At 68.9% G+C, this 944-nt stretch carries 2 protein-coding genes; one reads left to right on the plus strand and one right to left on the minus strand.

The genetic code is table 11. The features are described from left to right. Positions 1–190: 190 nt before the first annotated feature. On the plus strand, positions 191–664 hold the full coding sequence (locus R1101_RS0124425; RefSeq protein WP_016935754.1) for an NUDIX hydrolase: 474 nt from the start codon (positions 191–193) through the stop codon (positions 662–664). Here the strand turns inward: R1101_RS0124425 and R1101_RS28725 are convergent. Continuing rightward, positions 658–944: arabinosyltransferase C-terminal domain-containing protein (locus R1101_RS28725; protein WP_037225180.1), on the minus strand; the 287-nt coding region annotated here is incomplete at its 5' end. The genes R1101_RS0124425 and R1101_RS28725 overlap by 7 nt on opposite strands.

Raw genomic sequence — 944 nt, forward strand, 5'->3', positions numbered from 1 at the left:
GACGAGTGGCTCGATCTCGGGGCCGTTCGCGACGGCCGTCTGTTCTCCGTGAGCGACGACGTGTGGTCGACCCCCGGACCGGTCGCCGCGCGGGCGATCCTCACCGACCTGACCTACACCCTCAACGGCTACTCGAACTGACCGTCGGCTCGCCCGGCGGCAGCCCGCCCGCCGGTATACAAACGATGGCGTGCCGATACCCGATTTCGTCGTCCAGCTCCGCTCACACGTAGGAACCGCTCCCCTGTGGCTGCCGGGGGTGAGTGCGATCGTCACGGACGAGCACGATCGCGTCCTGCTCACCCGCCGCGCCGACAACGGGATGTGGGCGGTGGTCTCCGGCATCCTCGAACCCGGCGAGGAACCGGCGGTCGCCGCGGTCCGCGAGGTACTCGAGGAGACAGGTGTCACCGCCGAGATCGTCCGGTTGACGAGCGTCGACGTCACGGCGCCCATCACCTATCCCAACGGCGACGTCGCGCAGTACCTCGACGTGTGCTTTCTGCTCCGCGCGACCGGCGGGGACGCACGTGTAGCCGACGACGAGAACCTCGAGGTGGCGTGGTTCGCGCCGGACGCGCTCCCCGAACCGCTCACCGAGACATCGCGCCTGCGGCTCGGGAAGGCGCTCGCCGGTCGTGCGGAGGCGTGGTTCCGTCAGTAGGTGGTGTTGATCGGACCCGGACTCCACAGCCCGCTGCGCGTGACCGTGGTGGTGTCGAGTTCCGCGGTCTCCGTGGCCGAGTCGATCGGTGTGTACTGTTCGATCGCTCCCCAGTCGCGGTCCCAGTCGTGATCGAGGTACGACGGGATCGTGCGCGCCCGCAGCAACTGGTCGGTCCAGCCGAGCGGACCACCACCGTGGTGGTCCTGCCACAGATCGGTGGAGATGGCACCGACCCGGTCCGGCAGGATGCGGTACTCGGGAATCTCGGCGATGCCGT

The organism is Rhodococcus sp. R1101 (genome assembly GCF_000278445.1).
GTDB classification, from domain to species: Bacteria; Actinomycetota; Actinomycetes; order Mycobacteriales; family Mycobacteriaceae; genus Rhodococcus; species Rhodococcus gordoniae.